This window comes from Nonomuraea fuscirosea (assembly GCF_035917475.1).
GTDB classification, from domain to species: domain Bacteria; phylum Actinomycetota; class Actinomycetes; order Streptosporangiales; family Streptosporangiaceae; genus Nonomuraea; species Nonomuraea fuscirosea.
In genome coordinates, this window is the sequence record NZ_CP109074.1 from 5,646,852 (window position 1) to 5,660,396 (window position 13,545).

The window sequence follows — 13,545 nt, forward strand, 5'->3', positions numbered from 1 at the left end:
ATAATTTTAGAGTGACTGCAAATTGGATAGGATGGGGGCATGGCTGAAGGGCTGCGGGAGCGGAAGAAGCGCGAGACGCGGGAGCGCATCTCCGACATCGCGACGGGCCTGTTCCTGGCCCGGGGGTTCGACAACGTGACGGTGGCCGAGGTGGCGCGGGCCGCCGACGTGTCGGTCAACACGGTCTTCAACTACTTCAGCACGAAGGAGGACCTGTTCGCCGACCGCTACGACCTCGTGGTCGACCTGCCGCAGCAGGTGCTGCGCGAGCGGGGGCCGGGAGAGGGCGTGGTGCGCGCGTTCCGGCGCGACTACCTCGGCGCGATCGAGACGCGCGACTGGCGCTACGGGCTCAACGAGGGCAACGACGCCTTCTCACGGGTGATCAACGACAGTCCCGCGCTGACGGCCCGGCTGCGTGACGTCCATCTCCAGCGGGAGCAGGGCCTGGCGCGGGCGCTGGCCGGCGAGCTCGGCACCGATCCGGGCGACCTCGTCCCGCGGGTCGCGGCGGCGCAGATCCTGGCCGTCACCCGGATCCTGAGCGAGCGCGCCCAGGCCATGATGCTGGCCGGCGAGCCGTGGGAGCAGATCGGGCCGCTGCTGACGGCGCAGGCCCACCAGGCGTTCGACCTGCTGGAGAAAGGGCTGGGCGAGCTGTAGCGCGAAGGGTCTCAGATGTCCGACAGGGCGCCGAGGAGGCCGAACAGCAGGCCGATGGCCACCAGGCCCAGGGTGAGGATCAGCATCGCGCTGCTGATGATGCCGCAGATGCGGCCGGCCTGGACGTGGCCGCGGTTCTCGTACCAGTAGCCGCTCTCGTCGATCTCGCGCAGCGCCTTGTTGCCCATCGACCAGGCGAAGGGGCCGATGAACGAGCACACCACCAGGCTCAGGATCCCCAGCACGAGGATGGTGGTGCCGTTGGGGTGACTCTGCGGCACGGGACCGTAGGGGCTCTGGCCGTAGTCGGGATAAGACATGGTCGTATGATCCCCCACATCGACAAGTCAGGGGGGTTTTATACCACAGTCCTCGGGTTGATCATATTGCGCCATCATGGTGCCGACCTGATCCACCCCTGAGGAGCCTGCACCCGTGCGCGAACGCACTCGAGCCCTGCTCGCCCACCGGCATTTCCAGCGGTTCATCATCGGCCTGATCGTGCTGAACGCGGCCACCCTCGGCATGGAGACCTTCCCTCCCCTGGTCGAGCGGTACGGCACCCTGCTCACCGTGATCGATCACCTCGCGCTCTACATCTTCGCCGCCGAGCTGATCGCCAAGATCTACGTCGAACGCGCCGCCTTCCCGCGCGACCCGTGGAACATCTTCGACACGATCATCGTCGGCATCGCCTTCGCCTCCACGACCGGCGGCCTGTCGGTGCTGCGGGCGCTGCGCATCCTGCGGGTGCTGCGGCTGCTGTCGGTCGTGCCCAGCCTGCGCCGCGTCGTCTCGGCGCTGCTGCGGGCGATGCCGGGGATGAGCTCGATCGTGGTGCTGCTGTCGCTGGTGCTGTACGTCGCCGCGGTCATGGCCACGAAGCTGTACGGCCAGACCGCGCCCGATCGCTTCGGCGACCTGCCGACCTCGCTGTTCACCCTCTACCAGACGATGACGGGCGACGACTGGGGCAACATCGCCAGGGAGGTGATGAGCCGGCATCCGACGGCGTGGATCTTCTTCACCATCTTCATCCTCGTGTGCACGTTCGTCGTGCTGAACCTCTTCCTGGCGGTCGTGGTGAGCGCCATGGACGAGGAGAGCGCGGAGGAGCGGGCCGAGGAGCGGGCGGAGCGGGCCGAGGAACTGGCGGCGATCGAGGACACGACGGCGCACACGCAGCGGATCCTGGACGAGCTGGCCGCGCTGCGCGCGGAGGTCGCCCACCTGCGCGAGAGGTTGCCTGACGGCGTGCGGGAGCGGTCCGAGCCGCAGCCCAGGCGCTCACGCCGGGCCAAGGCCGGCCGCAACTGACCACCCGGCCACGATCAGGCGCGGCCGTTCCCGAAGGCGCGGCCCGCGCCGGCGGCCGGGACTATGCGGCGGCGGCGTCGGGGGCGGTGCCGGGGGCCTCGCCGCCGCGGTGGCGGTAGGCGACCCGCCACAAGGCCACGAGGAGCAGCAGCACGACCACGAGCCAGGCGGGCAGCAGCCCGGACACCGCGGCCACGATCGGCGGCACGAGGACGGAGGGCACGGCCCAGCCCCAGATCCAGCGCCGCTCGGCCCGCAGGGCCAGGCCCAGCGCCGCGGAGGCGGCGAAGTACACCGCCAGCCCGCCGCCCAGCACCCAGCCGGCCCCGCCGTGCAGGTGCGCGCCCGGCTCGGCGGCGACCACGCCCAGCCCGGCCGCCGTCGCGGTGAGGCCGGCCGTCATGGCGAAGTGCGCGGGCAGGGCCACGTACGCCTTCAGTCCCCGCTCCGCGGCGCCGGGGACGGCGCTGAGGCCGTACTGGAGGGTGATCCACCACAGTGAGACGATCAGCCCGAACCCCGCCAGGGCGGCCAGCGCCAGCTCCGGCCCCCAGGACTGCCCGGAGGCGGCCAGCACGACCTGCATGACGGCCTCGCCGAGCACGATGATCACGAACAGTCCCAGCCGCTCCCCCAGATGGACCGGCTCCAGCACGGCGGGGGCGTACTCACCGGGCACGGGGCGGGACCTGATGAGGTGCCTGTCGCGCTTCATCCGCCGCCGGATCTGCTCGTTCAGCTCCTCGATCATGCGTTCGGGCCGGCGGCCGCGGGCCACGGAGAAGCCGAGGTCGAGCAGGACGCCGATGCCCCACATGACGTAGCGCCAGGGGCCCTCGACCCAGATGGACGCGATCCACGGCGTCAGCCCCGCGCCCAGCTGGGCCGCGGGCCACGCGGTCATGATCGCGCCGGCTCGCTGGAGGCTTCTGGAGGCGCTCGACCTGGAGACGATGTACGCGGCGATGAACCAGCCGTCGTGCGTGCCGCCCGCGTCCATCTCGCGGGCCACGTCCGGCGCGGCGGCGGCCATCACGGCGATGCCGAACATGCCGATCAGCATGCTGAGCATGCGGGTGCGCTCGGCCCGCACGTTCGAGTACAGGGTCAGGGCGGTCCACACGCTCCAGACCGCGTAGTACAGGACGACGAAGAGCGCCACGTCCGGCCAGGTCGGGTGGGCCAGCCGGTGGGCCAGCTGGATCACCGCCACCACGACCACCAGGTCGAAGAACAGCTCTAACCAGCTCGCGTGACGCTCTTCCGCTTCACTCACGGCTAACGAGAATAGAACTCCACCACGAGCTGCTCGTCCACGGGGACCACGATCTGCTCGCGCTCGGGCCGGCTCACCAGCGTGAAGCGCAGTTCTTTCAGCTCCACCGACAGGTACGCGGCCGTGCGCTCGTCGGCGTGCACGCCCTCGGCCGCCGCCACGAAGGGCTGCATCTGGCGCGAGCGCGTCCGTACGGAGACGACCTGTCCGGGCTTGACCAGATAGCTGGGGATGTCGACCTTGCGGCCGTCCACGGCGATGTGACCGTGAGCGATGTACTGGCGGGCGGCGTAGATCGACGGAGCCAGCCCCGAGCGCAGCACGAGGGAGGCCAGGCGGGTCTCCAGCAGGGTGACGAGCTCGGCGCCCGAGGCGCCCGGCTTGCGTACGGCGAGGTCCCAGTAGCGGCGCAGCTGGCGCTCCGACACGTCGTAGTACCAGCGCAGCTTCTGCTTCTCCAGCAGCCGCAGCCCGTAGTCGCCGGTGTTGCGGCGGTTGGTCTTGCGCCCGTGCTCGCCCGGCGGGTACGGGCGCGTCTCGAAGTAGCGGACGGCTTTCCTGGTCAGCGGGACGCCCGCGCGACGCGACAGTCGCACCTTCGGGCCGGTGTAGCGCACGTTCACCTCGATGTGATTAGGTAATCCTTACTTAGGCAAGCCTAACCTACACCATTGCTCTCCAAGGAGGCGTCATGCTGCCGATCCCCGAGCGGGTCCGCACCCTCGCCGCGACCGCCGACGTCGCCAAGCTCACCGTTGACGGCGCCCCCTCCCCCGCCCGCGGCGGGGTGGACGAGCGCGGCCGTCCCGTGCTGCTGGTACGGCCCGGCGAGGCGTTGCACGGCCTGCGCGCGGACGCCGTCGTGGCGGTCAACCTGACCTCGATGCGGCAGCTCGGCCCGGTGACGCATCCGCGCGGGCTGCTGGAGGTGCAGGGCTGGGCGGAGGCCGTACCGGAGGCCGAGGCCCGCGCCGCGGCCGTGGCGGTGGCCGCGCACAGCGCCGACGAGAGCCTGTTCGAGGCGCTGGAGCGGTTCGGGCGGCCGGACGCGCCGCGGTTGCTGCGGCTGGACGTGGGGCAGGTCGTGTACCTGACCGGGCAGGAGTCCGGGCTGCTGGACGCCGACGACTACCTCGGGGCGGCGCCCGACCCGCTGTCGGAGACGGCCGAGCGGGTGCTCGCGCACGTCAACTCCGCCCACCGGACGCAGCTCACCGCCGGGGTGACCAGGCAACTGGGGGAGCCGGCGGCGGAGGTGTGGCTGTGGGAGCTGGACCGGTTCGGGGCGACGGTGCGGGTGGACGAGACGCTCGTCCGCTTCCCCTGGCCGGTGCCGGCCCGCTCCGACCTGTGCCTGGAGACGGCGCTACGCGGCCTGCTCTGCACCTGCTGACCCGCGCGCGCACTCACCTGTGCGGGTGCCGACCCGCGCGTTCTGGCCCGTGCGCGTTCTGGCCCGTGCGCGTTCTGGCCCGTGCGCGTTCTGGCCCGTGCGCGTTCTGGCCCGTGCGCGTTCCGGTCCGTGCGTGGCCTGGACGCGGGCCGGACGCGGGCCGGGGTCAGGACTGGCCGGCCTCGACCGGGGTCGGCAGCGCCGGGGGGCGGCGCAGGGTCGTGAGGGTCATGGTCTCGTCCACGGCCTCCGGTGACAGCACGTGGTCCAGTACCATGACCGCGCAGCCGCTGATGCCCGCCCCCGCCCCGAGCCGGCTCGGCTCGATCCGCAGCCGGCGGGTGGCCAGCGCGGTGGAGCGGCGGTAGACGACCTCGCGGATACTCGACACCAGCGGCCCGAACGCCTCCGCCACGTCGCCGCCCAGCACCACCACCGACGGGTTGAGGATGTTGACCGCCCCGGCCAGCACCTCCCCGATGCGCCGCCCGGCCTCGCGGACCGTGGCCATCGTCTCGGCGTCGCCCGCGCGCACCAGAGTCGTCACGTCGGCGATGGTCCGCACGTCCTTGCCCCGGCCGCGCAGCTCGCGCAGCAGCGCGGTGCCGCTGGCGACGGAGTCGACGCAGTCCATGTTGCCGCAGCGGCACAGCACGCCGCCGCCGTCGATCACCGGGATGTGCCCGATCTCGCCGGCCGCGCCCATCGCGCCGCGCAGGATGCCGCCTCCGGCGATCACGCCCGCGCCGATGCGGGTCGAGATCTTCACGAACATCAGGTCGTCGAGCTCGGGGTAGGTGCCCCGGTGCTCGCCGATGGCCAGCACGTTGACGTCGTTGTCCACCAGGACGGGCACGGGGAAGCGCTCGCGGATGATCGGCGGGATGACCACGCCGGTCCACGAGGCCATGACGCGGGCGCTCTCCGTACGGCCCTGGGCGAACTCGACCGTGGCCGGCACGCCCATCCCGACGCCTCTGATCATGGCCCGCGGCCGGTCGCCGAGCAGGTCGTCCCAGGTGTCCATGAGCAGCGGCAGCACGGTGTCCGGCCCCTGCTCGACGTCCATCGCGAACTCGCGCCCGGCCAGCTCACGGCCGGCCAGGTCGCACACGGCCACCCTGGTGCGGCTGGCGCCGAGCGCCGCCACGAGCACCACGCCGCCCGAGGCGTTGAACTCCAGCCGGACCGGCGGGCGCCCGCCCGTGGACGGCGCGTCGGTCCGCTCCACGACGAGCCCGCGTTCGAGCAGTTCACCGACGCGCAACTGCACCGCGGGGCGCGACAGGCCGGTGACCCGGCCCAGGTCGGCGCGCGTCACGGCCTCACCGGCGCGGATGAGGCGGAGCACCTCGCCACTCGTGGCGAGCGCGGCTGCGGTACGTCGAGGCATCGGCTAAGTGAACCACACGGGGTTGTGTAATGAAAAGTGACGACTTTTTCATCTCAAATACCAAAACTCCGCTTGTGCACGACCCAAACTCTCGTTAGTGTCCGTTCTGTCCCTGCTTGGTAGATCCCCCGGAGCCCGGAACCGTGTCGACCGCACCACCGAACGTCCCCGTCCACCCCGGCACCCACCCCGTCACTCACCCCGGCACCCACGCCGCCGACCTCGTCGTCTTCGGCGGCACGGGCGACCTGTCCATGCGCAAACTGCTGCCGGCGCTCTACCACAGCGACAGGGACGGCAGGCTCGCCCCGGAGACCCGCGTCATCGCCCTGTCCAGGGGCGGGCTGACCGACGCCGACTTCCGCGGCAAGGTGGACGCCGAGGTACGCGACAGCGTCCCGGTCGACGACCCCGGCGTGTGGCAGCGTTTCCTCGGCCGGCTGCACCACGTGTCGGTGGACGTCGGCCACGGCGCCGGCACCGAGGCGGGTTCCGGCTGGAGCGCGCTGGCCGCGCTGCTGGCCGGGCACGAGGACCGGGACCGGATCTTCTACCTGGCCAGCCCGCCCAGGACGTTCGGCCCCTTCTGCCGCGAGGCGCACGAGGCCGGCCTGGTGACGCCCCGCTCGCGCGTGGTGCTGGAGAAGCCGCTGGGCAACGACCTGGCCAGCGCGCAGCGCATCAACGACGAGGTCGGCGCCATCTTCGACGAGCGCCAGATCTTCCGGATCGACCACTACCTGGGCAAGGAGACGGTGCAGAACCTGCTGGTGCTGCGCTTCGCCAACGCCTTCCTGGAGCCGATCTGGAACTCCCTGTGGATCGACCACGTCCAGATCACCGCCGCCGAGACCGTCGGCACGCCCGGCCGCCGCGGCTACTACGACCACGCGGGCGCGCTGCGCGACATGGTGCAGAACCACCTGCTCCAGCTGCTCACCCTGACCGCGATGGAGCCGCCGGCCCGCAACGACCGCGAGGCCATCCGCGACGAGAAGGTCAAGGTGCTCCAGGCGCTGCGGCCGATCGCGGGCGGCGAGGTGGAGCGCTTCACCGTGCGCGGCCAGTACACCGGGGCCGGTGATCTGCCCGGCTACCTCGACGAGCCCGGCTCCACGCCGACGACCGAGATGTCCAGCCGGGTGGAGACGTTCACCGCGATCAGGGCCGAGATCAGGAACTGGCGCTGGGCCGGGGTGCCGTTCTACCTGCGCACCGGCAAGCGGATGCCCTACCGGCGCTCGGAGATCGTGGTGCAGTTCAAGGACGTGCCGCACGCCATCTTCCCCGGCGGCACGCCGAACCGGCTGGTCCTGCGGCTGCAGCCGGAAGAGGGCATCGAGCTGCACATCATGGCCAAGGAGCCGGGCGCGGGCGAGGTGGCGCTGCAGCCGGTGCCGATGTCGCTGAGCTTCGGCGAGACGTTCACGGCGCGGGTGCCGGAGGCGTACGAGCGGCTGCTGACCGACGTGCTGGCCGGGAACCCGACCCTGTTCATGCGCCGCGACGAGGTCGAGGCGGCCTGGCGCTGGATCGATCCGATCCAGGACGCCTGGAAGGCCGCCGCCGGCCTGCCCGAGCCGTACCCCGCCGGCACCACCGGCCCCGCAGGAGCGCATGAGCTGCTCGGCCGCAGCGGTCGCGCCTGGCACGAGGAGGAAGCGTGAACGAGCGAACCAACCGATCCGGCGGAGGAAACCCCGTGAACACCCTCATCCAGGAGATCACCGACCGCATCGCCGAGCGCAGCGCCGTCAGCCGGGCCGCCTACCTCGACCGGATCCGCCGGGACGGCGAGCAGGCCAGGGCGAACGGCCCGGCGCGGGCGCACCTCGGCTGCGCGAACCTGGCGCACGGCTTCGCGGGCGCCACGGGCGAGGACAAGCCGGCCCTGCGCGCCGCGGCCAAGCCGGGCGTGGCCATCGTGACCAGCTACAACGACATGCTGTCCGCGCACCAGCCGTACGAGACGTACCCGCCGGAGCTGAAGGCGGCCGTGCGCAAGGCCGGCGGCGTGGCCCAGGTGGCGGGCGGCGTGCCGGCGATGTGCGACGGCATCACCCAGGGCCGGGCGGGCATGGAGCTGTCGCTCTACAGCCGCGACGTGATCGCCATGGCCACCGCGATCGCGCTGTCGCACGACATGTTCGACTCCACGCTGCTGCTGGGCGTGTGCGACAAGATCGTGCCGGGCCTGTTCATCGGGGCGCTGCACTTCGGGCACCTGCCCGCGATCTTCGTGCCCGCCGGGCCGATGACGTCGGGTCTGCCGAACAAGGTCAAGGCGCGCACCCGCCAGCTCTTCGCCGAGGGCAAGGTCGGCAGGGTCGAGCTGCTGGACGCCGAGGCGAAGTCGTACCACTCCCCCGGCACCTGCACCTTCTACGGCACCGCGAACTCCAACCAGGCGCTGATGGAGGTCATGGGCCTGCACCTGCCCGGCTCGACGTTCGTCAACCCGCACACCGAGCTGCGCCACGCCCTCACCGAGGCCGCCGGGCGCAGGGCGGTGGAGATCACCGCGCACGGCGCCGACTACACGCCGATCGGCGAGCTGGTGGACGAGAAGTCCATCGTGAACGCCTGCGTCGCGCTGCTGGCCACCGGCGGCTCCACGAACCACACGCTGCACCTGGTGGCCATGGCCGCCGCCGCGGGCATCGTGCTGACCTGGGACGACCTGGCCCAGCTGTCGCGGGTGGTGCCGTCCCTCACCAAGATCTACCCCAACGGCCAGGCGGACGTGAACCACTTCCGCGACGCCGGCGGCATGCAGGTGCTCATCGGCGACCTGCTCGACGAGGGCCTGCTGCACGCCGACGTGCTGACGGTCGCGGGCCCCGGCCTCGACCGCTACCGCGAGGCGCCGGAGCTGGTGGACGGCGAGCTGGTCTGGTCGCCGGTCACCGGCGGCAGCTCCGACCTGGACGTGCTGCGGCCGGTCGCCAAGCCGTTCTCGGCCGACGGCGGCATCCACATGGTCGAGGGCAACCTGGGCCGCGCGGTCAGCAAGGTGTCGGCGGTCAAGCCGGAGCACCTGGTCATCGAGGCGCCGGCCAAGGTCTTCCACGACCAGCTCGACCTGCTGAAGGCGTTCGAGGCGGGCGAGCTGGACGGGCAGGACTTCGTGGCCGTCATCCGCTACCAGGGCCCGAGCGCGAACGGCATGCCCGAGCTGCACAAGCTCACCTCGCCGCTGGCCGTGCTGCTCGACAGGGGGCAGCGGGTGGCGATCGTCACCGACGGCCGCATGTCGGGCGCGTCCGGCAAGGTGCCGGCCGCCATCCACCTGTCGCCCGAGGCCGCCGACGGCGGGCCGATCGCGCTGGTGCGCGAGGGCGACGTGATCAGGCTCGACTCCGCGGCGGGGACGCTGGAGCTGCTGGTGCCGGCCGAGGAACTGGCCCGGCGCGCGCCCGAGGGCCGGCCGCTGAGCGACGCGCAGTGGGTCGGCACCGGGCGCGAGCTGTTCGCCGCCTTCCGCCGGATGGCGGGGCACGCCGAGCAGGGCGCGGGCATCTTCGGGGTGAGCGGCGCCGAGTCGCCGCACCACGGGCCCGGCCTGGGCTTCCCGGCCGAGGCCGGCTCCTCGCACCTGGAGACGGGCGCGCCGCTCGGCGCCCGGCCGGCCGGACTGGCCCGGTGACCGGTCCCACGTCTGTCCGGCGGGTCGCGCCGGCCCGGCGGGCTGTGTCCGCTCGGGGGCTTGTCTCCGCTCGGGGAGCTGTGTCCGTTCGGGGAGCTGTGTCCGTTCGGGGGGTTACCGACCTGACAGAGCCCGTACGTACTCGCCGTCCCCTCTGGGGTGGCGCGGGCGGTCGTGGGATCCTTCGGAGTACGGCGAGCGATCTTGACGCCGCCCCGGACGCCGGAGGTATGCGTGAGTGCCTTTGACCTTCCCTGGCTGGTGGCCGACATCGGGGGGACCAACGCCCGGTTCGGCCTGGTCACCTCGCTCGGAGCGCCCCCGTCGAACGTCGCGGTGCTGCCGGGGGCCGATTATCCGACCCTCCCGGACGCCGTCACCGCCTACCTCGCGACGCACGCGGGCGGGGTGCGACCAGGGGCGGCCTGCCTGGCCCTGGCCGGGCCGATCGACGGCGACGGCTACCGGCTCACGAACTCCTCCTGGGCCGGCTCCGTACGCGATCTCGGCATCCCCTACGCCCGGCTGCTGAACGACTTCGAGGCCCTGGCCCTCTCGCTCCCCCACCTGGAGGGCGCCGACCTGGTCTCCCTGGGCGGGCCCGCGCCCGGCCACGGTGTCAAGGCGGTGCTCGGGCCGGGGACCGGGCTCGGCGTCGGCGGCCTGGTGCCGGTCGACGACGGCTGGACGCCGATCCCCGGCGAGGGCGGGCACGTCACGGTGCCGGTGGTGGAGCCGAAGGAGTTCGAGGTGGTGCGGGCGCTGCGCGCGCAGGGCCTGCCGCACGTGGTGGCCGAGCACCTGCTGTCCGGACCGGGGCTCGTCCGGCTGCACCGGGCGCTGGCGTCGGTGAACGGCGTCGCCGCACCCGATCTGACCGCCTCCGACATCGTGGCCAGGGTGGACGACTCGTTGTGCGCGGAGACCGTCGAGGTGTTCTGCGGGCTGCTGGGCGGCTTCGCCGGCAACGTGGCGCTGACCCTCGGGGCCAGGGGCGGGGTCTATCTGGGCGGCGGGGTGCTGCCCCGTATCGTGGAACGCGTGCGGGCCAGCGGCTTCCGTGCCCGGTTCGAGGCCAACCCCGACATGGCCGCCTACCTGGCGGGCATCGGCACCGCGCTGATCGTCGCGCCGCAACCGGCGCTGACGGGCGCGGCCGCCTGGCTGAGCCGGCGGGCCCGCAAGGAGCTCGTGAGCTGACCGGACCACCTGCTCGCAAGGAACGACCTACGCGGGACGGCCGGACCTTGGCCGTCCCGGACCGCACGACTTGAACTAGCAGCGGCCCCCGTGGTGGTGGCCGATGAGGAGAGAAGCATCCATGAGCCTGCTCGATCTCGCCCCGGTGATCCCCGTCGTGGTGATCGATGACGTGGAGACCGCGGTGCCGCTGGCCCGGGCGCTGGTGGCCGGCGGGCTGCCGGCCATCGAGGTGACCCTGCGCACGCCGGCCGCGCGCGAGGCCATCGCCAGGATCGCCGCCGAGGTCCCCGAGGCGACCGTGGGCGCCGGGACGGTCAGGACCGCCGACGACATCTCCGCGTCCGTGGCGGCCGGGGCCAGGTTCCTCGTGTCTCCGGGGACGACCCCGTCTCTGGTCGAGGCGCTGGAGGCCAGCGGGGTGCCGTTCCTGCCGGGGGCGGTCACCGTGTCCGAGGCGATGGCGCTGGCCGAGCGTGGCATCAAGGAGCTGAAGTTCTTCCCGGCCGAGGCCGCGGGCGGCGTCACGTACCTGAAGTCGCTCGGCGGGCCGCTGCCCGACGTGCGCTTCTGCCCGACCGGCGGCATCCGCGTGGAGACCGCCCCCGACTACCTGGCGCTGCCGAACGTGGGCTGCGTCGGCGGGACGTGGCTGACCCCGGCGGACGCGCTCGCCTCGGGCGACTGGGCGCGGGTGGAGAAGCTGGCCGCGGAGGCCGCCGCACTCCGCTGACGCGCGCGTACGCCCCCTGCGCCGGGCGTGCGACGGGGCCGGTGCCAGAGGGGCCGGCGCCGGGCGTCAGCTCCAGATCGACACGTGAACCGTGGGCCGGAAGCGGCTGCGGGGGACGCCGTCGTCCGGGGTGCGCATCACCTGGGTGGCCGCGGGCGTGGTGAGGAAGTCCATGAACGTGCCCGCCGCCGCCGAGCGCGCCGCCGGTTCGAGGGTGGTGGCGTACCAGTAGGCGGCCAGCGGGGTCGCCGCGGTCTCGATGGGGACGAGTTCGCCCCTGCGCAGCTGGGAGGCCACCAGGTGGGCGGTGGCGGGCGCGACGCCGGCGCCCTCGGCCGCCGCCTTCCAGGCCGCCGTCTGATTGGCGAAGACCCGTACCTGCGCCTCCTTGACCCGTAACAGGCGCAGCAGGCGGCTGGTGTCGCTGGCCGGGTCGGTGCCTGAGGGGCCGACCAGCCAGTGGTCCCTGCGCCCGTGCGGCGAGCCGACCACGATGAGGCGGCAGCGCAGGACCGGCCGGCTCACCAGGCCGGCTCCGGCGAGCTGGGCCCCGAGCGCGACGTCGGCCAGGCGGCTGGACAGCAGCAGCGGGATCTCGGCGGTGGCGGCCACGCCGGTGGTGGCGTCCACCTGCTTGCGCTGGGTGAACAGGCAGAGCAGCGGGCCCGCCACGTACTCGGCCATTCCCGCGTCCATCACCACGTGCAGGCGGGCGGGACGGCCCGGCTGGACGGCGGCGACCGCCTCGGCTCCGAGCGCGACGATCTGCGCGGCGATGCCGAGCAGCCGGCTGCCGCCCTCGGTGAGCACCATCCGGTCGCCCGAGCGGGTCACCAGCGGGTCCCCGAGGTGCCTGCGGAGCTGGGCCAGCGACTGGGAGACGGCGGGCTCGCTGACGCCGAGCGCCCGTGCCGCGGCCTTGACGGATCCGAGTCGGGCGACGAAGACGAACGCGCCGAGCTGGCTGAGGGTCACCCACCCTTCATAGTTCGCCGCCCCTCATTAAGGAAAGCCTTATTTACCGATTGTCGGGATAAATCGGTAACAGCAATGTGCAGTCATGCAGGTTCCCGCGACATTCGAATACGAGAGGGCCGACAGCGTCACGCACGCCCTCGAACTCCTGGAACGCTACGGCCCCGAGGCGAGGGTCGTGGCGGGCGGGCACAGTCTCATCCCGATGATGAAGCTCCGCCTGGCCCAGCCGGAAGCGCTGATCGACATCAACGGCCTGGCCGCTGAGCTGGGGCGGATCGCCGTCGAGGGCGGTGAGCTGGCGATCGGGGCACTGGTGCGGCACGCGGAGTTGCTGGAGAGCACCACCGCCACCGACCTTTTCCCGATATTTCGTGATGCGGAGCGTGTTATTGCCGACCCGATTGTGCGAAATCGGGGGACCGTTGGCGGCTCCCTGTGCCAAGGAGATCCTTCCGAGGATTTGTCGGCGGTGTTCGCGGCATTACGGGCGACCGCCGTCATTCAAGGACCGGGCGGAACGCGTACGGTGCCGGTCAGGCTATTCCACGAGGGTCCTTACGAGACCGCGGTCGGGCCGGGCGAGCTGCTGATCCAGCTGCGCGTGCCCATCGCGCCGCGCACCGGCAGCGCGTACGAGAAGGTCGAGCGGCGCGTCGGCGACTGGCCGGTCGCGGCGGCGGGCGCGGTGCTCAGGGTCGAGAACGGCGTGATCGCGCAGGCCGGCATCGGGCTGACGGCGGTCGGCGCCGCGCACTTCTGCGCCCCCGAGGCCGAGGAGCACCTCACCGGGCGGCCCCCGGGCGCGGAGGCGTTCGCCGAGGCAGGGCGGATCGCCGCCGAGCACTGCGCGCCCAGCGCCGACCAGCGCGGGCCCGCCGACTACAAGCGTCATCTGGCCGCCGAGCTGACCCGGCGCGCGCTGGCCACCGCAGCGGGGAGGATCTGA

Annotated in this window: 13 protein-coding genes; 8 read left to right on the forward strand and 5 right to left on the reverse strand. The window is 72.5% G+C overall.

The genetic code is table 11. From position 1 onward, the window contains the following. The first annotated feature begins 39 nt into the window (after window positions 1-39). A complete protein-coding gene (locus tag OIE67_RS25810; protein ID WP_326644617.1) occupies window positions 40-663 on the forward strand; it encodes a TetR/AcrR family transcriptional regulator in 624 nt (207 codons plus the stop codon). An 11-nt stretch (window positions 664-674) separates the two neighbouring features. Here OIE67_RS25810 and OIE67_RS25815 read toward each other — a convergent pair whose 3' ends face one another. Continuing rightward, window positions 675-983: a DUF4190 domain-containing protein gene (locus OIE67_RS25815; protein ID WP_326644619.1), complete on the reverse strand. Its 309-nt coding sequence runs from the start codon at window positions 981-983 to the stop codon at window positions 675-677. Window positions 984-1,098: 115 nt separating this feature from the next. Here OIE67_RS25815 and OIE67_RS25820 point away from each other — a divergent pair, with 115 nt between their 5' ends. Further along, the gene (locus OIE67_RS25820) at window positions 1,099-1,980 is read left to right on the forward strand and encodes an ion transporter (RefSeq protein WP_326644621.1); all 882 of its coding nucleotides are present in this window, start codon (window positions 1,099-1,101) and stop codon (window positions 1,978-1,980) included. Window positions 1,981-2,041: 61 nt separating this feature from the next. Here the strand turns inward: OIE67_RS25820 and OIE67_RS25825 are convergent, their stop codons facing one another. Together OIE67_RS25825 and rpsD are read right to left on the reverse strand one after the other, a co-directional pair. Then, window positions 2,042-3,256, reverse strand: a complete 1,215-nt coding sequence (locus OIE67_RS25825) for a low temperature requirement protein A (RefSeq protein ID WP_326644623.1) — start codon at window positions 3,254-3,256, stop codon at window positions 2,042-2,044. A 2-nt stretch (window positions 3,257-3,258) separates the two neighbouring features. After that, on the reverse strand, window positions 3,259-3,873 hold the full coding sequence (gene rpsD, locus OIE67_RS25830; RefSeq protein WP_326645467.1) for a 30S ribosomal protein S4: 615 nt from the start codon (window positions 3,871-3,873) through the stop codon (window positions 3,259-3,261). Between the two features lie 74 nt (window positions 3,874-3,947). Here rpsD and OIE67_RS25835 point away from each other — a divergent pair, with 74 nt between their 5' ends. After that, the gene (locus OIE67_RS25835) at window positions 3,948-4,649 is read left to right on the forward strand and encodes a DUF2470 domain-containing protein (RefSeq protein ID WP_106244992.1); all 702 of its coding nucleotides are present in this window, start codon (window positions 3,948-3,950) and stop codon (window positions 4,647-4,649) included. 166 nt (window positions 4,650-4,815) lie between these two features. Here the strand turns inward: OIE67_RS25835 and OIE67_RS25840 are convergent, their stop codons facing one another. Continuing rightward, entirely contained in the window at window positions 4,816-6,042 is a 1,227-nt protein-coding gene (locus tag OIE67_RS25840) for an ROK family transcriptional regulator (protein WP_326644627.1), read from the reverse strand. A 143-nt stretch (window positions 6,043-6,185) separates the two neighbouring features. On the opposite strand from OIE67_RS25840, the gene zwf reads away from it, so the two are divergent. The 4 genes from zwf to eda all read left to right on the forward strand — a co-directional run bounded on the left by zwf (window position 6,186) and on the right by eda (window position 11,621). Then, the gene (gene zwf / locus OIE67_RS25845) at window positions 6,186-7,709 is read left to right on the forward strand and encodes a glucose-6-phosphate dehydrogenase (protein ID WP_326644628.1); all 1,524 of its coding nucleotides are present in this window, start codon (window positions 6,186-6,188) and stop codon (window positions 7,707-7,709) included. 35 nt (window positions 7,710-7,744) lie between these two features. Then, window positions 7,745-9,688, forward strand: a complete 1,944-nt coding sequence (gene edd, locus OIE67_RS25850; RefSeq protein WP_326644630.1) for a phosphogluconate dehydratase — start codon at window positions 7,745-7,747, stop codon at window positions 9,686-9,688. A gap of 234 nt (window positions 9,689-9,922) precedes the next feature. Beyond that, on the forward strand, window positions 9,923-10,888 hold the full coding sequence (gene glk / locus OIE67_RS25855) for a glucokinase (protein WP_326644632.1): 966 nt from the start codon (window positions 9,923-9,925) through the stop codon (window positions 10,886-10,888). 121 nt (window positions 10,889-11,009) lie between these two features. Beyond that, window positions 11,010-11,621: a bifunctional 4-hydroxy-2-oxoglutarate aldolase/2-dehydro-3-deoxy-phosphogluconate aldolase gene (gene eda, locus OIE67_RS25860; RefSeq protein WP_106245000.1), complete on the forward strand. Its 612-nt coding sequence runs from the start codon at window positions 11,010-11,012 to the stop codon at window positions 11,619-11,621. Window positions 11,622-11,687: 66 nt separating this feature from the next. On the opposite strand, the gene OIE67_RS25865 is transcribed toward eda, so the two are convergent. After that, window positions 11,688-12,596, reverse strand: a complete 909-nt coding sequence (locus tag OIE67_RS25865; protein WP_326644635.1) for a LysR family transcriptional regulator — start codon at window positions 12,594-12,596, stop codon at window positions 11,688-11,690. 85 nt (window positions 12,597-12,681) lie between these two features. Between OIE67_RS25865 and OIE67_RS25870 the strand changes: the two genes are divergently transcribed. Next, window positions 12,682-13,545 carry an FAD binding domain-containing protein gene (locus tag OIE67_RS25870; protein WP_326644637.1) on the forward strand — a complete coding sequence of 288 codons (864 nt, stop codon included), beginning with the start codon at window positions 12,682-12,684 and terminating at the stop codon, window positions 13,543-13,545.

Coding starts and splice junctions, on each gene's coding strand:
- OIE67_RS25810 (WP_326644617.1), top strand. CDS start 40: ATGGCTGAAGGGCTGCGGGAGCGGAAGAAGCGCGAGACGCGGGAGCGC.
- OIE67_RS25815 (WP_326644619.1), bottom strand. CDS start 983: ATGTCTTATCCCGACTACGGCCAGAGCCCCTACGGTCCCGTGCCGCAG.
- OIE67_RS25835 (WP_106244992.1), top strand. CDS start 3,948: ATGCTGCCGATCCCCGAGCGGGTCCGCACCCTCGCCGCGACCGCCGAC.
- OIE67_RS25840 (WP_326644627.1), bottom strand. CDS start 6,042: ATGCCTCGACGTACCGCAGCCGCGCTCGCCACGAGTGGCGAGGTGCTC.
- eda (WP_106245000.1), top strand. CDS start 11,010: ATGAGCCTGCTCGATCTCGCCCCGGTGATCCCCGTCGTGGTGATCGAT.
- OIE67_RS25870 (WP_326644637.1), top strand. CDS start 12,682: ATGCAGGTTCCCGCGACATTCGAATACGAGAGGGCCGACAGCGTCACG.